The organism is Streptomyces sp. NPDC003247 (assembly GCF_042888135.1).
In the GTDB taxonomy this organism is placed as follows: Bacteria; Actinomycetota; Actinomycetes; order Streptomycetales; family Streptomycetaceae; genus Streptomyces.
In genome coordinates, this window is the sequence record NZ_JBIAPF010000003.1 from 359195 (window position 1) to 380419 (window position 21225).

Here is a 21225-nt window from a genome sequence, read left to right on the forward strand (position 1 = left end):
ACGCTTCTGAGCCCCTCTCGCCTATCCCTCCCGCAGCGCCTTGGCCAGGATGCCGTCGCCGTCCACGGCGATCCGCCCGTCGCGCACCGCGTCGAGCAGGCGCACCTCGCCCCGCGCCAGCGCCGTGCAGGTCTCCCCGTCCACGGTGAGGCGGGCGTCGGGCTCCCCGGGCGCGCGCCCGTCGCCGTACACGGCCTCCTCCTCGGCGCCGACGCGCAGATGGAAGTCCCCTTCCTCCAACCGGACTTCGACGATCCCCGCCTCCATCCCCTCCAGCGCGCGCAGCAGGGGCAGCGCGAACCAGTGGGCGCGGACGGCGTCGGTGGGCCGCCGCTCCCCCAGCTCCGCCTGCCCCCACGCCCCGAGCGCTTGCAGGACGGGCAGCAACTCCCGTCCGCGTCCGGTGAGTTCGTACACGTAGGCCGCCCCGGGCGGCGGCAGCCGGCGCCGGCCGGCGAGCCCGTCGCGCTCCATGTCCTTCAGCCGTGAGGCGAGTACGTCCGTGCTCACGCCCGGCAGGTCGGCGTGCAGGTCCGTGTAGCGGCGCGGGCCGGCGAGCAGCTCCCGGACGATCAGCAGGGTCCAGCGGTCGCCGACGACGTCGAGCGCGCGGGCGGCGGAACAGTACTGGTCGTAGCTTCGGCGAGGTGACATGCGACGCAGTCTAGACATGTCATTGGACTTTCCAAGCTGGAACTTGGTAAAACCAAGCAACACCAGATACCGGAGGGGCGCATGGAGTTCCGGCAGTCGAACAAGCTCAGCGAGGTCTGCTACGAGATCCGCGGCCCGGTGATCGAGCACGCCAACGCGCTGGAGGAGGCGGGCCACAGCGTGCTCCGCCTGAACACCGGCAACCCCGCGCTCTTCGGCTTCGAGGCGCCGGAGGAGATCATCCAGGACATGATCCGGATGCTTCCGCAGGCCCACGGCTACACCGACTCCCGCGGCGTCCTCTCCGCCCGCCGGGCGGTCGCCCAGCGCTACCAGACCCGCGGCCTGGAGGTCGACGTCGACGACGTCTTCCTCGGCAACGGCGTCTCGGAACTGGTCTCCATGGCCGTCCAGGCACTGGTGGAGGACGGCGACGAGATCCTGATCCCCGCCCCCGACTTCCCCCTCTGGACGGCGGTGACCACGCTCGCCGGCGGCAAGGCGGTCCACTACCTCTGCGACGAACAGGCCGACTGGTACCCGGACCTGGACGACATGGCGTCGAAGATCACCGACCGCACCAAGGCCGTCGTGATCATCAACCCGAACAACCCCACGGGCGCCGTCTACCCGAAGGAGATCGTCGAGGGCATCCTCGACCTGGCCCGCCGGCACGGCCTGATGGTCCTCGCCGACGAGATCTACGACCAGATCCTCTACGACGACGCCGTGCACCACTCGGCCGCCGCGCTCGCGCCCGACCTGGTCGTGCTGACCTTCTGCGGCCTGTCGAAGACGTACCGGGTGGCGGGCTTCCGCTCCGGCTGGCTGGTCGTCACCGGCCCCAAGCAGCACGCCAGGGACTACCTGGAGGGCCTCACCATGCTGGCCTCCATGCGCCTGTGCCCCAACGCCCCCGCCCAGTACGCCATCCAGGCCGCCCTCGGCGGCCGCCAGTCCATCGACGAACTGACCGCGCCGGGCGGCCGGCTGCGCGAGCAGCGGGACGTCGTCTTCGAGCGGCTCAACGAGATCCCGGGCGTGTCCTGCGTGAAGCCCAAGGGCGCCCTGTACGCGTTCCCCCGCCTGGACCCGAAGGTGCACCGGATCCACGACGACGAGAAGTTCGTCCTCGACCTGCTCCTGCGCGAGAAGATCCAGGTCGTCCAGGGCACCGGCTTCAACTGGCCCACCCCCGACCACTTCCGCATCCTCACCCTGCCGCACGCGGAGGACCTAGAGGCGGCGATCGGCCGGATCGGCCGCTTCCTGGGCGGGTACCGGCAGTAGGGCTCCCGTGCCGTGCACGACGCGCCGCCACCGTCAGCCTCCGCCCCTACGATCTGGCCATGAAGTGGACATGGGTGGGGGCCGTGTGCAACGCGGTGGGGATGTTCGCCGTGAGCTGGGGGCCGGCGGGGCTGCTGGAGACGGGTTGCGCTCCTTCGCCGAGGGGTGGCTGCGCGGTACCGGACGGAGCCGGTGGGTACTTCGCCGCCTTCTTCGTCCCGCCGTTCCTGCTGGCGATCCCCGCGGCACTGGGTCTCTACGCGGAGGACTGGCGACCGACGTTGGGTTTCTGCGCCGGCGCTCCCGCCGGCTGCGCGGCGGTCTTCTCCACCGGTACGTCGACGGGGTACTGGCTGCTGGCCGCCGCCCTGCTCACGTTCGGCTCGGTGACGCCCCTGGCCGCACGCCGGTACTGCGCGGCCGCCCAGCGCAAGGCGCGCAACGTCGCCAGACAGCAGGAAGAACGCTGCCTCGCGAGACAGCGGCGGACCGAACGGAGGCAGCGGCGGGGGCGCTGACCTCAAGCGCCACTGGATGACGGACGGCACCGGCACTCACCCGAGCGCGACCTCGCACCACACCGTCTTGGTGTACCCGTCCCCCCAGGTCGCTCCCCAGTGGCTCGACAGGGCCTCGACGAGGTGGAGGCCCCGGCCGGACTCCGCGTCGGCGGCGGGTGGTCGAAGCGCGCCGGGAGTGGGTGGGCGGTGGTCGGGGCGGGCGTCCGTGACCTCGATGCGGAGGGTGGCGTCCTCCGGGTGGAGCGTCAGGCGGAGCCTGAAGTCGCGGCCGCCTTCCCGGCCGTGCCGTACGGCGTTCGTCGCGAGTTCGGCGACGAGGAGCGCGACCGTGCCGTTCGCGTCCGTGGCGTGGGGCCAGCCCCAGGCGTCGAGTTGTCCGGCTGCCAGCCGGCGCGCGAGGCGGGCACCTCTGGGGGTGGCGGAGAGGTGGACGGTGAAGTGACGGGTGGTGGGGGCGGTCTGGGCAATCTCCACGTTCATGTCACTCAGCGTGGTCGCGCGACTCTACTCTGAACAGCAACGACGGCGGTACGCAGCGTCACTGTCCGATCGCTGTACGGCTCTGTCCGGACGGCGACGCGTGACGCGCCGGGCCGGTGCGGAGTTGGGGACCAACGGCACGAGGAGGTGTCCGAGGATGGGCGCGACGGGACAGGGAGACGCCGAGGAGCCGCAGACCGGCGACGAGGAGTCGACGGCGGTACTGCGGACCGTCGGCAAGGTCATCAAGATGTGCCGGGAGCGGAAGGGGCTGACACAGGCCGAGTTGGGCACGGCCATCCGGTACAGCGAGGAGCAGGTGTCCTCGGTGGAACGGGGACGGCGGGCACCGAAGCCGCAGTTCCTGGAGGCGGCGGACGAGGTGCTCGGGGCGGGCGGCTTGATCGCCGGGTTGCGGAAGGACGTGGAGGAGGCCCGGTATCCGAAGAAGGTGCGGGACCTGGCGAAGTTGGAGGCGCAGGCAGTTGACTTGGGTGCCTACGCCAGCCACCACATCCACGGTCTGTTGCAGACCCCGGAGTACGCGGAGGCCCTGTACGCGATGCGGCGGCCGACGTACACAGAGGACGAGATCAACCGTCACGTCGCCGCGCGGATGGCACGGAAGTCCGTCTTCGAGCGCCTGCCCTCACCGCTCCTCAGCTTCGTCCAGGAAGAGGTGACACTGCGACGGCCCATCGGGGGCAAAATGGTGTTGCGCCAGCAGCTCGAACATCTTCTGGAGATCAGCGCGCTGAGGCATGTCGAGATCCAGGTGATGCCCACGGACCGTGAGGACCACGCGGGCATGGCCGGTTCGCTGCAACTGCTGAAGCTCAGTGAGGGCAAGACGGTGGGGCACTCGGAGGCCCAGCTGCACAGCCACCTGATCAGCGACACCAGGGAGGTCCAGATCCTGGAGATGCGCTATGGAATGATCCGGGCGCAGGCTCTCACGCCCCGCGAGTCACTGGCCTTCATTGAGAAAGTCCTGGGAGAGGAAACATGACGCCCACCCCGTCCGAAGCTCCACTGGAGTGGTTCAAGAGCAGCTACAGCAGCAACGACGGCCCCGAATGCGTCGAAGTCGCCTTCGTCCCCGGCACCGTCCACATACGCGACTCGAAGAACGACCAGGGCCCCCGACTCTCCTTCGGGTCCCACGAATGGGCCGCCTTCGTCGCGCACACCGGGACCTGTGCGAACCTGTGACGCATGGGTGATCTTTTTCTCGTCCGGCACGGTGAGACCGAGTGGTCGCGGTCCGGGCGGCACACCGGATCGACGGACGTCCCGCTCACCGAGCACGGGCGGGAGGAGGCGCGGCGGCTGGTGCCGATGATCCGCTCGCACCGGATCGGGGCCGCGTTCGTCAGCCCGTCGCAGCGGGCGCGGGAGACGGCGGAGCTGATCGGGCTCGGGGTGCACGATGTGCGGGTCGACCCCGATCTGCGGGAGTGGGACTACGGCGGGTACGAGGGCGTGACCACCGTCGAGATCCAGCGGGAGCGGCCGGGCTGGTTCCTGTTCACGGACGGCGTCGCGCCGGGGCCGCCGGAGCATCCCGGGGAGTCGCCGGAGCAGGTCGGGGAGCGCGCCGACCGGATGCTGGCCAAGGTGGACGCGGCGCTCGCCAACACCGAGGGGTGTGTGGTGCTGGTGGCGCACGGGCACTTCCTGCGCGTCCTCACCGCGCGGCGGCTCGGGCTGCCGCCCGCCGCGGGCGCCCACTTCCAGCTGGCCACGGGGACGCTGTGCCGGCTGGGCACGGAGCACGCGCGGCCGGTGATCGCCGCCTGGAATGTCAGACCCGGGTCGTAGCGTCTCTGATCAGCTGAGCGAACCTGTGCGAACCGTAAGGTCTGACACGGGTTCTGCCCACCGTGGTGGGGCAGCGTGAGCGTGGAGATGGAATCCCGCGCCGAGTGCTGCTCCGCGTGGCCGGTGGCCGGTGGTGGGTGTGCTGATCGTGGTCACGCCCTGGTGCCGGCGGGCTGCGCGGGGCAGCCGCCGCCGGTCCGTTGGTGCGTGTCCCTCCGGACGCTGGCCGGCGCGGCCCGAGGGCCGTACCGGGGAGGGAACCTCACGTCGCCTGGGCATGAGGCGGTTGGTTCGCGGCCGGGTGGGGCCGGTCTTCGACCGGTCCGTCCGGCTGGTCTTCGGGGTGGCCGTGATGACGGCCGCGGCCTCCATCGTGTCCACCACTGAGCGGATCACCATGGTGCCGCTCGCGCGGCCCACGACGGTCTTGGTCTGGTGGGCGAGGCCGCGTGCGGCGATCCGTCGCCAGGCGCCTTGGTCGCGGTCGCCCTGCCAGCCACAGTCACGGCTGGGGCAGATGGCCCATTTCCAGCCCGACACGGTGGGCCGGTCGGGGGCCTTGCGGTGCCTGAGCGGTGTGAGGCAGTGCGGGCAGTGCTTCGAGGTGTTCCTCGGCGGCACCGTCACGACCGCGATGCCGACCTCGCCTGCCAGGTGCCGTGTACGGTCGGCGACCTGACCGCGCACGGTCTGGGACATGCGCGTGTTCTGGGTGCGGCCCATGCCCCCGGCTTCCATCGACCGAAGGTCTTCCAGATAGATGACCGTGGCCCCGGCCGCAGCGGCCTGATCGACTGTCCAGCGCGCAGCAGCCCATGCCAACGCGTCGTTGAGGTTGGACCGGCGTTCCGACACGCGCCGGATCTCCTGCGCCAGCACAGCGTTCTTGGCGTCCAGGGCGGGATCGGCGAGCCGCGTGTAGTGGTCGGCTTTGGCGTGGAGGCGTTCGCTGATGCGGCGCAGCCGGTACTGCTTGGCCAGCACCCCGGCGGCCCGGAACCGGGCGCCGGAGCCGAGGGCGGTGATACGTCCGTCATCATGGAGTCGGGCCGCGCCCGCGCTGAGGAGGGTGTTCAGTCCCCAGTCCACGCCGAGCGCGACCGTGTGCCCGGTGCGCCGGGTCTTGGGGACGGGGTGGGTGTAGGCGAGGTCGGCGCGTACTCGGCCACCCGCGACGCGCAGCGTCGGCAGGTGGACCACCGCGTTGGCCGGAACCGTGGGCGGGAGCGCGATCGGGCACTCCACCCACGTCCAGTCCTCGTACTTCTGCGGGTCGGGCCGGGTGGGGAGTTGCAGCCGCAGGAGGGCTTTCGTCGGCTCGGTCGCGGAGCGTTCGATGGTGGCCTGCTGCCTGTCGCACGCGGCGAGCAGCAGCATGCGTGGCACACGCGGGGTGGGCTCCAGCTCGAACACGTCGGCCGCCAGACGCCCGTGCTCACGCTCGAAGGCGGTGATCTGACGGGTGCGGGAACGGACGAGGCCGGACGGCAGGTACTCACCGCCCGGTACAGCGGCCCGCACTTGGTCCCACTCCTGGGGGGTGCGCTTCTTCGGGTCGGCAGGCCACGAGGCCAGCACACCGCCCACCACGTCGGCCCGCCACTTCGCCGAACGCAGAACGCGCCCGGCCTGCTCCTGGGCCATGCGGACGATCCGGTCGTTGACCTTCACGCCCTCGTCGGGTGCGGTGGTCCAGCCGAGGCGCCGCAGCGCCATCCACGCATTTGACGGCAGCCTCCTCCCGCCCGCGTCCTGCCCGGCTGCGAGGACATCGACATCGGTGGTGTTCCAGTGCTCGGCCAGCAGCGTGCCGGTCATCCCGGTCACCAGGCCCGTGCACCAGCCCACACGCTCCATCAGAGCGGTAGCGGTGAGGAGTTCGCGGGTCTTCTCGTCCACACCCGTGCGCAGGAGGGCGCGGGCGCACGCGGTGCGGGAGGTCTCACCGTCGGCGAGAGGCAGCTTCCGGCTCACGCGGCACGGTCCTGGTCGCTGCGCTGGCCGGACTCGGCCAGCAGTCGCATACGGTTCTCCCCACTACGCATCCCGTACAGGCGTCCGGCGAACGTCGTCACGAGGGAGACGAAGTCTTCGAGGAGTTCGTCCCGACCGCCGAGCTTCTTGGGGTGCAGCACTTCCACGGTGACGCCGTACACGGCGAACAGCCGCTTGAGCCAGCCGACACCGAAGCGGGCCAGCCGATCCTCGTGCGTCACACGCACGACAGTCACGGAGCCGTCCGACACCATCGCCAACACCCGGTTACGCGCAGCAACTCCATGCACGCAAAGATACATGTACAACACTATGGGTAACTGACGAAGTCAGTGAGCCTTCGAGGTGCCGGGGACGGCACCGACCGTCCCCGGCACCGGAATGAGAGCGCCCATGACCCGACCGCCGACCGCCGCCCAGCGGCGGGTGATCGACGCCGCCGACCCCGTCACCGGGCGCCTGAGGGGTACGGAGGCGCAGCTCGCGGCGCTCGTCGCGCGGGGGCTCGCCTTCCGGCACCCGCGCCCGCCGCACGAGCACTTCCTGACGCCGGCGGGGCACCGGACACGGGAGGGGGCGGACGGGACTCCCCCGAGTGGGGACGGGTCCGCGGCTCCCGCGTCGGGAATTCCTGATGCGGACACCGGCGTGTTCGCCGCGCGCGTCGGTGGTGAGGAGCGGCCGGACGGCGGGCCGTCGCGCGCGCGTGAGGTGCGCAGCGCCTGGCAGGGACTGCTGGAACTGCGCAGGATGACCAACCCGGACGGCTCCGTGGACCGGCCGTGCGGCTGGGAGCGTACGCATCTGGTGCGGGCCTCCGCGCTCGCGCTGGAGGCCGCCGGACACCGCCCCGCCGGGCCGGACGGCGGCGACGGATACCGGGTGCGGGCGACCCCGCAGCCGGAGGCCGTCGCCGTGCACGGCCCGGACGACGCGGCACTGCAGGGCTGCGCGGCGACCCTGGAGGAGGCGGGCTGGCAGACGGGCGAGCACACCGACCCGCGCACCAGAGCGCGCTACGTACTGGCGTCCCCCCGCCGGGCGTGAGCTACGTGGTCGGCTGCCCGGCCGGGCGGGCGGGCTGCGCGTCGACCAGGTCCGGCCGGTGCTCGGTGTCGTAGGCCGCGCGGGACTCCGCGATGTAGACCCGGTTGCGTTCGGCCCAGTCGGTCAGGCGTTGCAGGGTGTCGTACAACTCGTGGGCGACCGGGGTGAGCGCGTACTCGACCTTCGGCGGCACGGTCGGGTGCACGGTGCGGGTGACGAGGCCGTCGCGCTCCAGGTTGCGCAGGGTGAGGGTGAGCATACGGCGACTGATGCCCTCGATGCCGCGCTCCAACTCGGTGAAGCGGATGGGTCCTTGCGCGGCGGCGACGAGGATCTGCACGCTCCATTTGCCCGAGACCCTGTCAAGGACTTCGCGCACCGGGCAGGCATGCGCGTTCACCACCTGCGGGGTAACACCGGTGTTCCTCCGGGACATCCGACTGCCTCCTTACACCTGCCCCCATGGTCACCCACGATGTTCTCCGTTACAAGACGTGCACCTAGGGCACGTACGGTTCCTACGGAGAATGCGGAGGCCGGCAGGCCATGTCCACCACGGTCGAGTCCCAGACCCCGACACCCCCCTCCCGGACGCACTCCCGCTGGGCGTCCCTCGTCGTCCTGTGCGCGGGCACGCTGATGACGATCCTGGACGGCAACGTCGTCACCGTGGCGATGCCGGCGATCCAGAGCGACCTGGGCTTCAGCGGTCCCGGTCTGGCCTGGGTGGTCAACGCCTATCTGATCGCCTTCGGCGGTCTGCTCCTGCTGGCCGGCCGGCTCGGCGACCTCGTGGGCCGCAAGCGGATGTTCACGGCGGGCCTGGCCGTCTTCACGGCGGCGTCGGTGCTGTGCGGGGTCGCCACCGGCCGGTCGACGCTCATCGCGGCGCGGGCGCTCCAGGGCGTGGGCGGCGCGATGACCTCGGCGGTCGTCCTCGGCATGCTGGTCGCGCTCTTCCCGGAGCCGCGCGAACGGGCGCGCGCCATCGCGGTGTTCAGCGCGCTCGGCGCGGCGGGCGGCGCGCTCGGCACGTTCCTCGGCGGGGCGCTGACCCAACTCCTCAACTGGCACTGGATCTTCCTCATCAATGTGCCGATCGGCGTACTGGCGTGGCTCGCGGCCGTCCGCGTGCTCGCGCCGGAGCACGGCGCCGGGTTCGGCAAGGGCGCCGACTACCCCGGCGCGGCCCTCGTCACCGGCGCGCTCATGCTCACCGTCTACGTCATCGTCGGCGCCGGCGACCGGGGCGCCACCGGCACCGTGCTCCTGGCGCTGCTCGCCGTCGTCCTGTTCGTCGCGTTCGTGCTGCGCCAGGCCCGGGCCGCCCGCCCCCTGCTGCGGCTGCGGCTGTTCGGCTCGCGGCTGCTCAGCGGGGCGAACGCCGTGCAGATCCTGATGATCGCGACGATGTACGGCTTCCAGTTCATCGGCGCGCTGTACCTGCAACGCGTCCTCGGGTACGGCGCACTGGCGACGGGCCTGGCGTTCCTGCCGGCGCCGGTCGCGCTCGGTCTGCTGATGCTGGGCCTGTCCGCGCGCACGATCGCCCGGTTCGGCGCGTACCGGGTGCTGCTGGCCGGGCTGGTCCTGATCACCGCCGGAACGGCACTGCTGGGCCGCGTCCCGGCCGGGGGTTCGTACGCGGCCGACGTCCTGCCGCCGATGCTGCTGCTGGCCGTCGGCTTCGCCGCGGCGATGCCCGCGCTGACCGGGCTCGCCATGGCGGGCGTGCGGGAGGACGACACCGGACTGGCCTCCGGGCTCTTCAACACCACCCAGGTGGTCGGCGGTTCGCTGGGCCTGGCGGTGCTGTCGACGCTGGCGGCGGGCCGGACCGAGCACCTGCTCGGCACGGGCGCCGACCCGGTCCCGGCCACGGCCGACGGCTACCGGCTGGCGTTCCGGGTCGCGGCGGTCGTCTCCCTGGCGGCGCTGGGGCTGGCGGTGACGGTCCTGCGGGAGCGCCGGACCGCGGAGTGAGCGGGTGGTCCCGCAGCACGGGTGCGGTGGAGCGTCCGGGACGGGGACACCGGGGTACGGCGGGGCGGGGCGGGACGGACCCGCTCCGCCCCGCCGTACCCCCGACGGTGACACGGCCGGCCGGTGACACGGCCGGCCGGTGACTGCCGGCCGTCGGTGTCAGGTCAGCCGACGATCGCGACGGGGGCGTCCCAGGCGTTGCGGTCGACCGTGATCGTGTAGCCGCCGCGGGTTTCCTTGCTGTTGACGATGTACTGGTGGCCGCGGCTGTGATCGGTGAACAGCTTGGGGTCCCAGGGCCAGTCCGTGGTGGTGGTGTTCTTCTTGTCCCACAGCGCGTACCAGAGGTTGCCCGGCAGGTCCGTCTTGTTCGTCACGGTGGCGATGGCCTTGGCGCTGGAGCTGCTGAAGCCGTAGTAGCCGGCGCGGTAGGTCTTCGCGCGCAGGGTCTTGGTGAACGAGCGGACATAGGTCAGGACGGCAGCGTTGCACGCCGTGTCCGTGATGTCGTAGGGCTCCATGTCGAGGTAGACGGCGCTGCCGGCCTTCATGCCGAGCGCGGCGGCCTTGGCGACGGCGTCGGTGGCGTTGCTCGCGCCGAGGGAGGCCGCCGTGGAGGCGGTGAACTTCTCCGGGTTCGTGCCGGTCTGGCAGGGCGGCTGGGCGCCGACGTAGAGCGGGATGAGCTTGTAGCCGAGGGAGTTGACCGACTTCACCCAGGACGCGGTCAGGTTGGGCTGCGCGCAGCCGCGGTTCTTGCCGCCGATGTAGACGGCGGCGGCGCCGTAGAAGCCGGTGTTCCAGGCCTTCATCGCCGCGAGGGAGGGCGCCGTGCAGGTGTCGAACGCCCGGCCCGTGTAGGTCTTCTGCGCCGGCCAGGCCGTGGCCGCCATCGAGGTCTGCGCCGCGATCCCGGCGCCGGCCACCACGACGACGCCCGCCGTCGACCAGGCGATGTAGCGGCCTCTTCTGGACAGCCGGTGACTTGACATTCCCCACCCCATTCGACGCGCGGCCCACGGCCGCGGCTGGTGCGCCCGCGGCGGCCGGCGCGTGCTGTCGCACCCCGTGGGGTGCGGTGACACTCCACGGGGTGCGGTCGCGGCGCTCGGTGCCGCCTGCGGTGGCGCGGTACGGCTCCGGTGTCCGAAGCGGTCCGACCCTATCCAAGAGCTGTGAGCCGGAGTACGTCGGCCCTGCCCAAGTCCCCGCCCGAGCCCACCGCGGAGCGCCCGGTCCGGCCTTGGGCAGGGCCGGGCGCAGGGCCGGGCGCTCCGCGGTGCGGGCTCGGGAGCCGGGCGCCCCGCTCCCGGCCCGCGGGCGTCCCGGGCTCCGGCCGACGGCCGTCAGAGCGCTTTCGCCGTCACCCCCGCGATCTCCTCCCCCGCCTCCATCGGATGGGTCACGTCCTGGGCGTCGCGGCTCGTGCCGAGGTGGTTGAAGACGAGGTTGAGCAGGACGGCCGCCACGCAGCCGGTGGAGATGCCCGAGTCCAGGACGATCCTCGCCGTCTCCGGGAAGGCGTGGTAGAACTCCGGCGCGGTGATCGGGACGATGCCGACGGCGAGGGAGACGGCGACGATCAGGACGTTGTTGTCCTTGTCCAGACCGGCCCGGACGAGGGTCTGGATGCCGCTCGCCGCCACCGACCCGAACAGGACCACGCCCGCCCCGCCGAGGACCGGGCGCGGTACGACGGCGATGAGCGAGGCGGCCACCGGGCACAGGCCCATGAGGACCAGGAAGCCGCCGCCGGCCGCCACGACGAAGCGGCTGCGGATCCGCGTCATGGCGACGAGCCCGATGTTCTGGGCGAAGGCGCTGCACATGAAGCCGTTGAAGACGGGGCTGAGGGCGGAGCCGAGGGTGTCGGCGCGCAGGCCCGCAGCGATCGTCCGCTCGTCCACGGGACGGTCGACGATCTCGCCCAGCGCCAGCATGTCCGCCGTGGACTCGGTCATCGACACCACCATCACCACGCACATCGACAGGATGGCGGCGAGCTGGAACTGCGGTGCGCCGAAGTGGAAGGGGGTGGGGAAGCCGACCACGTCCGCGTCCGCGACGGGGCCGAAGTCGGTGACGCCGAACGGGATCGCGACCAGCGTCCCGGCGACCAGGCCGAGCAGGACGGCTATCTGCTTGACGAAGCCCCGGGTGAAACGGCGCAGGAGCAGGACGAGCAGCAGGGTGATGCCCGCCAGGGCGAGGTAGGTCGACGACCCGTAGTCGTCCGCCGCCGGGTTCGGTCCCTGGGCCCAGCCGAAGGCGACGGGCAGCAGGGACACGCCGATCAGGGTGATCACGGTGCCGGTGACGACGGGCGGGAAGAAGCGGACCGCCTTGCAGAAGACGGGGGCGGCGAGGAAGCCCAGCAGTCCGGCGACGATCACCGCGCCGAAGATGACCGGCAGGGCGTCGGACTTGTCCTCGGTGGAGGCGACGATGGCCGTCATGGGGGCGACGCCGGCGAAGGTGACGCCGTTGACGAAGGGCAGCCGGGCGCCGATCTTCCAGATGCCCAGGGTCTGTAGGAAGGTCGCGAGGCCGGCGGTGAAGAGGCAGGCGCCGGTGAGGAAGGTGAGGTCGGTGCCGGTGAGGCCGATGGCCGCGCCGACGATCAGGGGCGGGGCGACGACCCCCGCGTACATGGCGGCCACGTGCTGAAGGCCACTCGTCGCCATTTTCAGGGCGGGGAGTTTCTCGTCGACAGGGTGGGCGGACACGGCGGCTCTCCTCCGGTCGGATACACGGCAGCTCTGGCGTGGGTTTCTGGGAGGTGGTGCGCGGTCGTGCGGGACCGGAAAGCGGGGCGGAGGGGACCGCCCCGGGATCGGGGGACGGCGGGGGGAACCGGCCCGGGGGGAGGGGGGACGGAGGTGGGCCGTCCCGGGGTGGGGGGACGGAGGTGCGTCGTCCCGGCGTACGGGACGGCGGGTGAGCCGGCCCGGGGCGCGCGCGTCCACGCGCGCCCCGGTCACGGCGTCCGGTCGAGGGCCGTCCCCCTCGGCCGGAGTCCTGGGCCGCTCAGTCCCGGGCGGCGATCCGGGCGAGCCGCCGCGCCTCCGCGCGGGTGGCGCGTGCGATGGCGTCCTCGTCGGCGGTGAGCAGGCGGCCGTCCTGGACGATCTGACGGCCGTTCACGAAGGAGGCGGTGACCGGGGCGGCCGCGCCGAAGACCAGGGCGGTCACCGGGTCGGCGATGGAGGCGTGGGCGAGGGTGTCCAGCTTCCACAGCACCAGGTCGGCGAGCTTGCCCGGCTCCAGGGAGCCGATCTCGGCCGCCCGGCCCAGGACCCGGGCGCCGCCGTGGGTACCGAGGCGCAGCGCCTGGCGGGCGTTCAGGGCGGCCTCGCGGTGGGGGCCGAGGCGGTTGACGAGGAGGGCGTTGCGCAGTTCGGTGTGGAGTTCGCCGGACTCGTTGGAGGCGGTGCCGTCGACGCCGAGGCCGACCGGGACGCCCGCCGTGAGCATGTCGGGGACGCGGGCGATGCCGGCGGCCAGGCGGGCGTTGGAGGACGGGCAGTGGGCGACGCCCGTCCCGGTGCGGGCGAAGGCGGCGATGTCGGAGTCGTTCATGTGGACGCAGTGCGCCATCCACACGTCCTCGCCGAGCCAGCCGGTGGACTCGAAGTAGTCGGTCGGGCCCATGCCGAACAGCTCGTGGCAGAACTTCTCCTCCTCGACCGTCTCCGAGCCGTGGGTGTGCAGGCGCACCCCGAGGCGGCGGGCCAGTCCGGCGCCCTCGCGGAGCAGTTCGGTGGAGACGGAGAACGGGGAGCAGGGGGCGACGGCGACCTGGGTCATCGCGTCGAAGGAGGCGTCGTGGTGCTGCCGTACCGTCTCCTCCGTGGCGGTGAGGGCGCCCTCCAGGGTCTCGACGGCGAAGTCCGGGGGCAGGCCGCCGTCCTTCTCGCTGCGGTCCATGGAGCCGCGGGCGAGGGTGAAGCGCACGCCCATGTCGCGGGCGGCGCCGATGATCGCGCCGGAGAGGTCGCCGGTGCCCCGGGGGAAGACGTAGTGGTGGTCCATGGCGGTGGTGACGCCACCGCGGGCCATCATTGCGAGCGATCCCTCGGCGGCCGCGCGGACCATCGGCTCGTCGATGCGCGCCCAGGTGGGGTAGAGGGCGACGAGCCAGTCGAAGAGGTTGTGGTCCGTGGCCAGGCCCCGGGTGATCCACTGGTAGAAGTGGTGGTGGGTGTTGATCAGACCGGGGGTGACCAGGTGCCCGGTGGCGTCGATACGGCGGTCGACGTCCGTCAGGTCTTCGGGGGCCCTGCCCGCGCCGAGCGACTCGACGCGGTTGCCGGCGATGACGAGGTGACCGTCCGCGTACTCGGTGTCGTGGGCGTCGACGGTCGCGATCGCACAGTTCTCGATGACGATACGCCGGTCTGCTGCCATGGTTCGTCCTTGTTCGCTGAGGTTCGGCAGTGGAGTGGGCACGGCAGGACCCTGGGGTGTCGAGTGCCGTGGCCGGGGACGCGCTCCCCGGCCACGGGTGCCGAGAGGAGGGGGCTACAGGTTGGTGAGGTCCACCGGGATCCGCGCCTCGCAGCCGTCCCGCAGGACGGTGGCCTCGATCAGACCGTACGGGCGGTCGGCGGCGAAGTAGACGGCACCGTCGGCGGTGTCGTTCTTCAGCCCGAACGGCTCCAGGTCGACCAGGAAGTGGTGCTTGTTCGGGAGGGAGAAGCGGACCTCGTCTATCTCACCGCGGTGGTCGATGATCCGCGTGCCCATCGCGTAGAGGGTCTGCTGGAGGGAGAGCGAGTAGGTCTCGGCGAAGGCGGCGAGCAGGTGCGTGCGCGTCTGGGCGTAGGAGGCGTCCCAGTCGGGCGCCGGCTGCCCGTCGTCGGTCCAGTTGAACCGCCAGCGCGCGGAGACCTCGGTGGCGAGGATCCGGTCGTACGCCTCGGGCAGGGTCGTGTACTTGTCCTTGACGAAGCCCCAGAATTCGGAGTCGGTCGAGTTCATCACGACGAGGTCCTTCAGGCCGGAGACGACCTCCCAGGACGAGCCGTCGTAGGTGATCTGCGTCAGCCGGGTCTCCTGGCCCTTGCGGGCGAAGGAGTGCGCGCTCTCCCCCGCGTGCTCGATCCGTTCCCAGGCGTATTCCTCGATGCGTATGCGGGCCCGGTGGATCGGTTCCTGCGAGGTGACGAAGTGGCGGGCGAGGTGGATGCCGAACTGCTCGGCGGACTCGATGCCGTGCTCCTTGGCGAACGCGTACACCGTGTTCTTGGTGGTGTCGGTCGGCAGGACGTTGGCGTTCGAGCCGGAGTGGTGGACCTCCTCCATGTCGCCGCTGAGCGACACGGAGACGTTGAGGTCCTTGATGTGGTGGGTGGCGCCGTCCCGCGTGATCTTGACGACTCGGTTCTCGGCCTTGCCGTACTGGTTCTGTCCCAGGACGACAGGGCGGTCGGGGCGGGGATGGGCAGTCATCTAGCTAGCTCCCTCGGTAAACGGAGTAGCCGAACGGGTTGAGCAGCAGCGGTACGTGGTAGTGCTCGCCGGGGTTCACGGCGAAGGTGATCGCCACCTCGGGGAAGAACACGGCACCGCTGTCCCGATTCGCGGGGGCGTCCTGCTGCGCATCGGCTTGCTTCTTCTTCTCGTTCTTCTCGTTCTTGCTGTTCTTCTCGTTCTTCTCGAAATACGGCTCCACGGCGAAGTCGAGCCGTACGTGGGTGGTTCCCTCCGGCAGCGCCGGGAGGTCCTTGCACCGGCCGTCCGCGTCGGTCGTGGAACCGCCGAGCGCCCGCCAGTCGGCCTCGCGCCCGGTGCGGGCGGAGAGCCGGACGGCGACGCCCCCGGCGGGGCGGCCGACGCTGGTGTCCAGGATGTGCGTGGACACGGAGGCGGTGGTGCTGGTGCTCATGGTCAGGCGTCCTCTTCGACGAGTCGGGCGAGCCGGATGCGGTTGATCTTGCCCAGCTCGGTGCGGACGATCTCCCGCTCCTGTTCCGGCGCGTTGCCGATCCGCTCCTTGACCGCGTCGCGCATCTGCTCGCCGGTGCGGCCGGTGGCGCAGATCAGGAAGACGTGGCCGAACCGCTCCTGGTAGGCCAGGTTGAGTTCGAGCATCTCCGCCCTGAGCTCGTCGGAGGCGCCGGCCATGCCGCGCTGTTCGCGCGCCGAGGCCGGGTCGCCCGGCTTGGGGCGGCCGATCGGCGGGTGCCCGGCCATCGCCTCCGCCAGGTCCCGCGCGGTCAGCTCGGCCATGGCGGCGTCACTGGCGGCGTAGAGGGCGTCGGCGGTGGCGTAGGGGCGGGCCGCGAGCAGCCGGCCGGCCCAGGCCGTCGAGGCGCACGCCTCGTGGAGCGCGGCGGAGGCCGCGGACTCCTCGAGTTCGTTGAACCGGGCCAGACCCGGGGGCAGGGAAGTCGACGTCACGGGAGCCTCCGTGGCCGCGTGGGCCTTCGTGCTGAACGGGCTGCGGCTAGCTAACGCCCTTCAGAAACACCCCGTCAACACTTTGTTGAAAATTCCGGGTAACGAAACCCGGGGGCCGCAACGGGGCTTCGCAGCCGCGCCCGGCCGGTCCTCCGGGCGCGTGTCCGGGGCCGCGCGCAGGGGGTCGTCGCCCCTGCCGCCGCCGGTGCGACCGGGCGCACCGCCCACGCCACCGGCCCGCCACCGAGCGGACCGCCCGCGCCACCATCCCCACCACCGAGCGCACCGCCCGCGCCACCATCCCCACCACCGAGCGCACCGCCCGCGCCACCACCCCCACCACCGAGCGCACCGCCCGCGCCACCACCCCCACCACCGAGCGCACCGCCCGCGCCACCACCCCCACCACCGAGCGCACTGCCCGCGCCACCACCCCCACCACCGAGCGCACTGCCCGCGCCACCGGCCTCCCCGCCGACCCCATCGCCGGCCCCAGCACCGGCCCCCGGCAGCGCGCCCGCGCTCAGTTGCCCTTCTCCCGGTTGAGGTAGTTGTAGACGGTGAAGCGGCTCACTCCGAGCGCGCTCGCCACGGTCTCCACGCCATGCCGGACGGAGAAGGCGCCGCGCGCCTCGAGCGTCCGCACGACCTCCTGTTTGGCCTTGCGGTCCAGGTCGGCCAGGGGCTTGCCCTTCTTGCGCTCCATGGCGGCCAGGATGTGGTCGAGCGAGTCGGCGAGCTGCGGCAGGCGCACGGCGACGACGTCGGCGCCCGCCCAGGCCAGGACGACATCGTCGGGGCCGGCCTCGTCCGGCGGGAGCATCTCGCCGCCCATGGCGTCGACCAGCGGCTTCACCGCCGTGATGAAGGGCTCGTCCCCGGCGCCGGTCACTTCTCGCCCTCCCCGAGGACGTTGACCTGGAGGGTGACCCGGGTGGCGCCGGCCTCCAGGGTCCGGCGCAGCAGGGCGTCCACGGCGTTCAGGACCGCGTCGGCGCCGCCCTCCGCGGTGTTGCCGAACGGGCCGACGTCGACGGCGTCGAGGTCGGCGGCTTCGACGACCTCGCGGGCGACCAGCGCGTGCGCGGGAGCCTCGTCGAGGTCGAAGGGCTCGGTGGTGAACTCAACTCTCAGACGCATCGCGCCGCACACCTCTCTGACCTGCGCGTCGTGACGCCCTCCGGCGGGAGGGCGGATCCGGGCCCGGCACGCGGTCGTGAACCGGTTCCCGACGCCCGGACCCCGACCTTAACGGACCACGCAGCGCGGCCATCGGCCCCTCGGACCCGGCAGCCTCCGGCCGGCGACAGCCCCCGAGGGCACGCACGGCCCGCGAGTGCCGCCCGCACCCCTTGACAAGCCATGACACCCGGCGGCAATCTTCCAATAAGCAGAAAGCTTATTCCGCATTGCGGAAAGCAGGCCCCATCAAGACCCACCCGGTAAGCGACACGGAAGGAGCGCGGCACCCGATGGGATTCGCAGACCAGCGCTTCAACGTCAACCTGTCGATCCTCTTCACGGAACTCCCGCTCCTGGAGCGCCCCGCGGCCGCCGCCGCGGCCGGCTTCACCGCGGTCGAACTGTGGTGGCCCTGGATCGACTCCCCCACGCCAGAGCGGTTCGAACTCGACGCCCTGGGGTCGGCCATCGAGGACGCGGGCGTACGGCTGACCGGCCTGAACTTCTACGCCGGGCGGCTCCCCGGACCCGACCGCGGCGCCCTGTCGGTCCCCGGCGAGGAGTCGGAGCGGTTCCGCGCCAACATCGACGTGGCCGCCGGTTTCGCCGGGTCGCTGGGCTGCACGGCGCTCAACGCGCTGTACGGCAACCGCGTCGACGGCGTGGACCCGGCCGAGCAGGACGCGTTGGCCCTGGAGAACCTGGCGCTCGCCGCGCGGGCCGCCGACCGGATCGGCGCGACCTTGCTGATCGAGGCCCTGAACCGCCCCGAGTCACCGCAGTACCCGCTGGTGTCGGCACCGGCCGCCGTGCAGGTCGTGGACCGGGTCAACGAGGCCACCGGCCTCGGCAACGCCCGGTTCCTGATGGACCTCTACCACCTGTCCATGAACGGCGAGGACCTGCCGTCGGTGATCGAGCGGTACGCGGCGGTGACCGGGCACGTCCAGATCGCCGACAACCCCGGCCGCGGCGCCCCCGGCACCGGCTCGCTCCCCCTGGAGGACCTCCTCGACCAGCTGGCGAAGGCCGGGTACGAGGGCTGGGTGGGGCTGGAGTACAAGCCGGGCGACCGTCCGAGCTCCGAGGCGTTCGACTGGCTCCCGGCCGCGGCGCGCGCCGCCCGCTGAACATCCCGTCACCGAGAGGCCCCCTCACCATGAGCAACAACCTTGCAGTGGATTCCCGCCCGGCCCGCCCGACGATCGCCTGGATCGGCCTCGGCATCATGGGCTCCCCCATGTCGGAGAACCTGATCAAGGCGGGCTACGACGTCACCGGCTTCACCCTGGAGCGGGAGAAGCTGGACCGCCTGGCCGCCGCCGGCGGCACCGCGGCGGGCTCGATCGCCGAGGCCGTCCGGGACGCCGACGTCGTGATCACGATGGTGCCCGCCTCCCCCCAGGTCGAGGCCATCGCGTACGGCCCCGACGGCATCCTGGAGAACGCGCGCTCCGGCGCGCTGCTGATCGACATGTCCTCGATCACCCCGCAGACCTCCGTCCGCCTGGCGGAGGCCGCGCGGGACAAGGGCATCCGCGTGCTGGACGCGCCGGTGTCCGGCGGTGAGGCGGGCGCGGTCGAGGCGGTGCTGTCCATCATGGTCGGCGGCGAGCGGGCCGACTTCGACGAGGCCCGACCGGTCTTCGAGGCGCTGGGCAGGACCATCGTGCTGTGCGGTCCGCACGGCTCGGGCCAGACCGTGAAGGCCGCCAACCAGCTGATCGTCGCCGTGAACATCCAGGCGTGCGCCGAGGCCGTGGTCTTCCTGGAGAAGTCGGGCGTGGACCTGAAGGCGGCGCTGGACGTCCTGAACGGCGGACTGGCCGGCTCGACCGTGCTGACCCGCAAGAAGGACAACTTCCTGGACCGCGACTTCAGGCCGGGCTTCCGTATCGACCTGCACCACAAGGACATGGGCATCGTCACGGACGCCGCCCGCGCCGTCGGCGCGGCCCTGCCCGTCGGCGCCGTGGTGGCCCAGCTCGTGGCGAGCCTGCGCGCGCAGGGCGACGGCGGCCTGGACCACTCCGCACTGCTGCGGGCCGTGGAGCGCCTGTCCGGCGCCCAGGTCTGACACCCCGCTCTCCGGGCGGCGCCCCGCCGACACCTGTCCTGTCGCGCCCGAGGCGGCGGCGCCGCCCGGAACCACCCACCGGACGTCAACAGACTGTTGACCTCCGGTTCACCCCGAACCTAGGCTCCACGAAGCGGAAGAATCTTTCCGCTTCCTCTGCAGGAAGGTCCACGATGTCGAAGCGCGTACCCACCGCCCTCGCCCGCGCCACAGCGGTCCGCGCCCCGCACGAGGACTGAACCCCGGCCCGGGGGGGGGGGGGGGGGGGGGGGGGCGCGCGCGGGCGGGCGCGCCCCCCCCCCCCCCCCCCCCCGCGCGGGCCCCCCCCCCCCCCCCCCCCCCCCCCCCCGCGACCCGCCGCCACCGCGTGATCCGCATGAGGGGTGATCGCGGGGTGCGCGGCGGGCGGGGCGAGGACCGCGGCGGTGTGCGAGCCAGTGCGGTGGTGAAGGACCCGCGGTGCCCTTCCGGCCAGAGGGAGGACACCCCGGCTCCGTCGCATCCGCCGCGGTCCCGGCCCCTCGACGGCCTCCCCATACCCCGTCCGGCGGCGCGAACGTCCCGTCGCGCCCGGTCTCGCGCCGCCGGACGGCCACACCCTCTCCGCGCTCCGGCTCCCTCCGCGTGCGCGCCGGCCCGGCCCGCAGCAGCCTGAAGGCATGGGCGATACGACGCAGTACCCGCACATCGTGGTCCACCCTCCGGCCCTGGACGGCTCGCGCCGGGTCACCGCAGGTGACGTCACCCTGGGACTCGCCACCCACCTCGACGACGTCGTCGAGATCCTCCGGCTGGCCGACCTGGACCGGATCGAGGTGGAGGAGAGCGACCTCATCGAGTGGCAGGGCGGCGGCCCGGACGACTGGCCGGGGCTGTCGGAACACCACGAACAGCACCACGAGCCGTAGGCGGCCGGAGGGACACGGGCCGGGGCGGTCCGGACCTCGTGTCGGCGCTCCGAGCCTCAAGCCGGCGTTGCGAACCTCAAGTCGGCGTTCCAAGCCTCAAGTCGGTGCCTCCGAACCTCAAATCAACCTCTGAACTCGGTTCAGCGGGCTTCAACTCCCCCCGTACCCGGGCACATCCTGGTCACGCGGGGCCCGCCTGCACGGGGGCGGCGGGCTCCGCTCCAGGGGGTCTGCCATGAGTGGGGACACGGACATCCGGCTCCAGCCGCACGAGGTCGCGCTGCTGCGGGGCGGCCCGCGCGCCGCCGTCACGGTCGCCGTGGTCGGCCTCCATCTGCGCGGTGCGGTGGAAGCGGGCCGGCCGGGGACGATGAGGGCGCCGCAACCGCTCGTCGCGGACACGGTCCCGGGACAGTCGCCGCCTCCCCTCCCGCCGCTGGAGAACGCCGTGCGCGCGTCCCTCGCCGAGCCCTGCGGGCTGCGGCAGTTGGTGCGACGGCCCGACGTCCGCCTGGCGGTCGCCCTGATGCGCGTCCCCCTGGCCGAGGCCGGCCTGCTGCGCTACCCGCTGCTCGGCCCCACCCGCGCCGCCCGCCGCCATGTGCGTGCCCTGCGGGAGCGGCACGCCCTGCCCGCGGAGCGGCGCGGCCTGACCGACCACGACAGACTGCTCGCCGTCGCGCTGCACGGCGAGGCGGCCCTGCGGGTGCTCGTCCCGCGCTTCGCCCTGCGGGCGGGACTGGTCGGCCGGGTCCCGGTGGCGGGCAAGGGGTTCCACTCCCGGTCGCCCCGCGGCGGCGGCACGGGCGGAACCCCGTACTCCTGCGGCGGCGGGGGCGGCGGCCCGGACTGAGGAGCGCGCACG

The 21225-nt window shown here is 72.3% G+C and carries 24 protein-coding genes; 11 read left to right on the plus strand and 13 right to left on the minus strand.

The annotated features are described in order from the left end of the window. Positions 1–21: 21 nt before the first annotated feature. Positions 22–654 (minus strand): winged helix-turn-helix transcriptional regulator, encoded by a 633-nt coding sequence (locus ACFYWQ_RS11010; RefSeq protein ID WP_389514966.1) that lies wholly within the window; start codon positions 652–654, stop codon positions 22–24. Positions 655–735: 81 nt separating this feature from the next. On the opposite strand from ACFYWQ_RS11010, the gene ACFYWQ_RS11015 reads away from it, so the two are divergent. Together ACFYWQ_RS11015 and ACFYWQ_RS11020 are read left to right on the plus strand one after the other, a co-directional pair. Beyond that, positions 736–1944, plus strand: a complete 1209-nt coding sequence (locus ACFYWQ_RS11015) for a pyridoxal phosphate-dependent aminotransferase (protein ID WP_389514968.1) — start codon at positions 736–738, stop codon at positions 1942–1944. Between the two features lie 59 nt (positions 1945–2003). Continuing rightward, positions 2004–2462 carry a hypothetical protein gene (locus ACFYWQ_RS11020; protein ID WP_389514970.1) on the plus strand — a complete coding sequence of 153 codons (459 nt, stop codon included), beginning with the start codon at positions 2004–2006 and terminating at the stop codon, positions 2460–2462. 36 nt (positions 2463–2498) lie between these two features. On the opposite strand, the gene ACFYWQ_RS11025 is transcribed toward ACFYWQ_RS11020, so the two are convergent. After that, a complete protein-coding gene (locus tag ACFYWQ_RS11025) occupies positions 2499–2945 on the minus strand; it encodes an ATP-binding protein (protein ID WP_389514972.1) in 447 nt (148 codons plus the stop codon). A 157-nt stretch (positions 2946–3102) separates the two neighbouring features. On the opposite strand from ACFYWQ_RS11025, the gene ACFYWQ_RS11030 reads away from it, so the two are divergent. The 3 genes from ACFYWQ_RS11030 to ACFYWQ_RS11040 are packed head-to-tail and all read left to right on the plus strand — an operon-like array spanning position 3103 to position 4766. Next, a complete protein-coding gene (locus tag ACFYWQ_RS11030) occupies positions 3103–3954 on the plus strand; it encodes a helix-turn-helix transcriptional regulator (protein ID WP_389514974.1) in 852 nt (283 codons plus the stop codon). Then, the gene (locus ACFYWQ_RS11035) at positions 3951–4157 is read left to right on the plus strand and encodes a DUF397 domain-containing protein (protein ID WP_389514976.1); all 207 of its coding nucleotides are present in this window, start codon (positions 3951–3953) and stop codon (positions 4155–4157) included. The genes ACFYWQ_RS11030 and ACFYWQ_RS11035 overlap by 4 nt, the downstream gene beginning before the upstream one ends. Before the next feature lie 3 nt (positions 4158–4160). Continuing rightward, positions 4161–4766, plus strand: a complete 606-nt coding sequence (locus tag ACFYWQ_RS11040) for a histidine phosphatase family protein (protein WP_389514978.1) — start codon at positions 4161–4163, stop codon at positions 4764–4766. Positions 4767–4775: 9 nt separating this feature from the next. Here the strand turns inward: ACFYWQ_RS11040 and ACFYWQ_RS11045 are convergent, their stop codons facing one another. Both ACFYWQ_RS11045 and ACFYWQ_RS11050 read right to left on the minus strand, forming a co-directional pair. Further along, a complete protein-coding gene (locus tag ACFYWQ_RS11045; protein WP_389514980.1) occupies positions 4776–6740 on the minus strand; it encodes a zinc ribbon domain-containing protein in 1965 nt (654 codons plus the stop codon). Continuing rightward, complete coding sequence (locus tag ACFYWQ_RS11050; RefSeq protein ID WP_389514982.1) at positions 6737–6982, minus strand: hypothetical protein; 246 nt, start codon at positions 6980–6982, stop codon at positions 6737–6739. Before ACFYWQ_RS11050 ends, ACFYWQ_RS11045 begins: the two co-directional genes overlap by 4 nt. A 172-nt stretch (positions 6983–7154) precedes the next feature. On the opposite strand from ACFYWQ_RS11050, the gene ACFYWQ_RS11055 reads away from it, so the two are divergent. Further along, on the plus strand, positions 7155–7808 hold the full coding sequence (locus ACFYWQ_RS11055; protein ID WP_389514984.1) for a hypothetical protein: 654 nt from the start codon (positions 7155–7157) through the stop codon (positions 7806–7808). Between the two features lies 1 nt (position 7809). Here ACFYWQ_RS11055 and ACFYWQ_RS11060 read toward each other — a convergent pair whose 3' ends face one another. After that, the gene (locus tag ACFYWQ_RS11060; RefSeq protein ID WP_389514986.1) at positions 7810–8244 is read right to left on the minus strand and encodes a winged helix-turn-helix transcriptional regulator; all 435 of its coding nucleotides are present in this window, start codon (positions 8242–8244) and stop codon (positions 7810–7812) included. A gap of 110 nt (positions 8245–8354) precedes the next feature. Between ACFYWQ_RS11060 and ACFYWQ_RS11065 the strand changes: the two genes are divergently transcribed. Continuing rightward, entirely contained in the window at positions 8355–9791 is a 1437-nt protein-coding gene (locus ACFYWQ_RS11065) for an MFS transporter (protein WP_389514989.1), read from the plus strand. 164 nt (positions 9792–9955) lie between these two features. Here the strand turns inward: ACFYWQ_RS11065 and ACFYWQ_RS11070 are convergent, their stop codons facing one another. The 8 genes from ACFYWQ_RS11070 to ACFYWQ_RS11105 form a co-directional block, all read right to left on the minus strand. Continuing rightward, entirely contained in the window at positions 9956–10783 is an 828-nt protein-coding gene (locus tag ACFYWQ_RS11070; protein ID WP_389514991.1) for a glycoside hydrolase domain-containing protein, read from the minus strand. Between the two features lie 354 nt (positions 10784–11137). Next, the gene (locus ACFYWQ_RS11075; RefSeq protein WP_389514993.1) at positions 11138–12517 is read right to left on the minus strand and encodes a nucleobase:cation symporter-2 family protein; all 1380 of its coding nucleotides are present in this window, start codon (positions 12515–12517) and stop codon (positions 11138–11140) included. A gap of 301 nt (positions 12518–12818) precedes the next feature. Beyond that, positions 12819–14198, minus strand: a complete 1380-nt coding sequence (locus tag ACFYWQ_RS11080; RefSeq protein ID WP_389514996.1) for an 8-oxoguanine deaminase — start codon at positions 14196–14198, stop codon at positions 12819–12821. 114 nt (positions 14199–14312) lie between these two features. Further along, positions 14313–15242, minus strand: coding sequence for a factor-independent urate hydroxylase (gene pucL / locus ACFYWQ_RS11085; protein ID WP_389514998.1), 930 nt, complete (start codon positions 15240–15242; stop codon positions 14313–14315). Between the two features lie 4 nt (positions 15243–15246). Beyond that, complete coding sequence (gene uraH / locus ACFYWQ_RS11090) at positions 15247–15678, minus strand: hydroxyisourate hydrolase (RefSeq protein WP_389515000.1); 432 nt, start codon at positions 15676–15678, stop codon at positions 15247–15249. Positions 15679–15680: 2 nt separating this feature from the next. Further along, positions 15681–16193 (minus strand): 2-oxo-4-hydroxy-4-carboxy-5-ureidoimidazoline decarboxylase, encoded by a 513-nt coding sequence (uraD, locus tag ACFYWQ_RS11095; RefSeq protein WP_389515002.1) that lies wholly within the window; start codon positions 16191–16193, stop codon positions 15681–15683. A 523-nt stretch (positions 16194–16716) separates the two neighbouring features. Beyond that, positions 16717–17085: a helix-turn-helix domain-containing protein gene (locus ACFYWQ_RS11100; protein ID WP_389515003.1), complete on the minus strand. Its 369-nt coding sequence runs from the start codon at positions 17083–17085 to the stop codon at positions 16717–16719. Next, the gene (locus tag ACFYWQ_RS11105; RefSeq protein WP_389515004.1) at positions 17082–17333 is read right to left on the minus strand and encodes a hypothetical protein; all 252 of its coding nucleotides are present in this window, start codon (positions 17331–17333) and stop codon (positions 17082–17084) included. The genes ACFYWQ_RS11100 and ACFYWQ_RS11105 overlap by 4 nt, the downstream gene beginning before the upstream one ends. 332 nt (positions 17334–17665) lie before the next feature. Here ACFYWQ_RS11105 and ACFYWQ_RS11110 point away from each other — a divergent pair, with 332 nt between their 5' ends. From ACFYWQ_RS11110 to ACFYWQ_RS11125, 4 genes are all read left to right on the plus strand, one after another. Beyond that, positions 17666–18505 carry a TIM barrel protein gene (locus ACFYWQ_RS11110; protein WP_389515006.1) on the plus strand — a complete coding sequence of 280 codons (840 nt, stop codon included), beginning with the start codon at positions 17666–17668 and terminating at the stop codon, positions 18503–18505. Positions 18506–18534: 29 nt separating this feature from the next. Continuing rightward, positions 18535–19452, plus strand: a complete 918-nt coding sequence (locus ACFYWQ_RS11115) for a 2-hydroxy-3-oxopropionate reductase (RefSeq protein WP_389515008.1) — start codon at positions 18535–18537, stop codon at positions 19450–19452. Positions 19453–20111: 659 nt separating this feature from the next. After that, positions 20112–20360: a hypothetical protein gene (locus tag ACFYWQ_RS11120; RefSeq protein WP_389515010.1), complete on the plus strand. Its 249-nt coding sequence runs from the start codon at positions 20112–20114 to the stop codon at positions 20358–20360. 235 nt (positions 20361–20595) lie between these two features. Then, positions 20596–21213: a TIGR04222 domain-containing membrane protein gene (locus ACFYWQ_RS11125; RefSeq protein WP_389515012.1), complete on the plus strand. Its 618-nt coding sequence runs from the start codon at positions 20596–20598 to the stop codon at positions 21211–21213. The last annotated feature ends 12 nt before the right edge of the window (positions 21214–21225 follow it).

Coding starts and splice junctions, on each gene's coding strand:
- ACFYWQ_RS11010 (WP_389514966.1), bottom strand. CDS start 654: ATGTCACCTCGCCGAAGCTACGACCAGTACTGTTCCGCCGCCCGCGCG.
- ACFYWQ_RS11015 (WP_389514968.1), top strand. CDS start 736: ATGGAGTTCCGGCAGTCGAACAAGCTCAGCGAGGTCTGCTACGAGATC.
- ACFYWQ_RS11020 (WP_389514970.1), top strand. CDS start 2,004: ATGAAGTGGACATGGGTGGGGGCCGTGTGCAACGCGGTGGGGATGTTC.
- ACFYWQ_RS11025 (WP_389514972.1), bottom strand. CDS start 2,945: ATGAACGTGGAGATTGCCCAGACCGCCCCCACCACCCGTCACTTCACC.
- ACFYWQ_RS11030 (WP_389514974.1), top strand. CDS start 3,103: ATGGGCGCGACGGGACAGGGAGACGCCGAGGAGCCGCAGACCGGCGAC.
- ACFYWQ_RS11035 (WP_389514976.1), top strand. CDS start 3,951: ATGACGCCCACCCCGTCCGAAGCTCCACTGGAGTGGTTCAAGAGCAGC.
- ACFYWQ_RS11040 (WP_389514978.1), top strand. CDS start 4,161: ATGGGTGATCTTTTTCTCGTCCGGCACGGTGAGACCGAGTGGTCGCGG.
- ACFYWQ_RS11055 (WP_389514984.1), top strand. CDS start 7,155: ATGACCCGACCGCCGACCGCCGCCCAGCGGCGGGTGATCGACGCCGCC.
- ACFYWQ_RS11060 (WP_389514986.1), bottom strand. CDS start 8,244: ATGTCCCGGAGGAACACCGGTGTTACCCCGCAGGTGGTGAACGCGCAT.
- ACFYWQ_RS11065 (WP_389514989.1), top strand. CDS start 8,355: ATGTCCACCACGGTCGAGTCCCAGACCCCGACACCCCCCTCCCGGACG.
- ACFYWQ_RS11070 (WP_389514991.1), bottom strand. CDS start 10,783: ATGTCAAGTCACCGGCTGTCCAGAAGAGGCCGCTACATCGCCTGGTCG.
- ACFYWQ_RS11080 (WP_389514996.1), bottom strand. CDS start 14,198: ATGGCAGCAGACCGGCGTATCGTCATCGAGAACTGTGCGATCGCGACC.
- pucL (WP_389514998.1), bottom strand. CDS start 15,242: ATGACTGCCCATCCCCGCCCCGACCGCCCTGTCGTCCTGGGACAGAAC.
- uraH (WP_389515000.1), bottom strand. CDS start 15,678: ATGAGCACCAGCACCACCGCCTCCGTGTCCACGCACATCCTGGACACC.
- ACFYWQ_RS11105 (WP_389515004.1), bottom strand. CDS start 17,333: ATGCGTCTGAGAGTTGAGTTCACCACCGAGCCCTTCGACCTCGACGAG.
- ACFYWQ_RS11110 (WP_389515006.1), top strand. CDS start 17,666: ATGGGATTCGCAGACCAGCGCTTCAACGTCAACCTGTCGATCCTCTTC.
- ACFYWQ_RS11115 (WP_389515008.1), top strand. CDS start 18,535: ATGAGCAACAACCTTGCAGTGGATTCCCGCCCGGCCCGCCCGACGATC.
- ACFYWQ_RS11120 (WP_389515010.1), top strand. CDS start 20,112: ATGGGCGATACGACGCAGTACCCGCACATCGTGGTCCACCCTCCGGCC.
- ACFYWQ_RS11125 (WP_389515012.1), top strand. CDS start 20,596: ATGAGTGGGGACACGGACATCCGGCTCCAGCCGCACGAGGTCGCGCTG.